At 70.2% G+C, this 248-nt stretch carries 1 protein-coding gene; it reads right to left on the bottom strand.

Annotated elements, in window-relative coordinates; all coding sequences use genetic code 11:
* Positions 1 to 248 (bottom strand): hypothetical protein (locus ASE13_RS20085; RefSeq protein WP_200955800.1); only part of this gene is annotated, 248 nt, incomplete at both ends.

Genomic DNA, 248 nt, shown 5'->3' with positions numbered 1-248 from the left:
CCCGAGACATTGCCGGCGCCGACGAAGATCGGGCCGGCACCCGCCGCATTGGTCTGGCGTGCGATGATGCCGGTGTTGCTGACCGCGCTCACATCGCCGGCGAGCACCGTCACGTTGCCGCCCGTCGTCTTGGCGAAGATGCCGTTGCCGGTCGTCGCCGTCACCGGCCCCAGCGTCACCACGCTGGTATAGCCCGAGCCGAAGTTCTCGGCGTCGACCCCGAAGCGCGCGTCGATCGCGCCGTTGGC

Origin of the sequence: Sphingomonas sp. Root241 (assembly GCF_001428865.1) — a bacterium.
GTDB lineage: Bacteria > Pseudomonadota > Alphaproteobacteria > Sphingomonadales > Sphingomonadaceae > Sphingomonas.
Note: the sequence above shows the minus strand (reverse complement) of the source record. Positions and strands in the feature narration are given on the sequence as shown.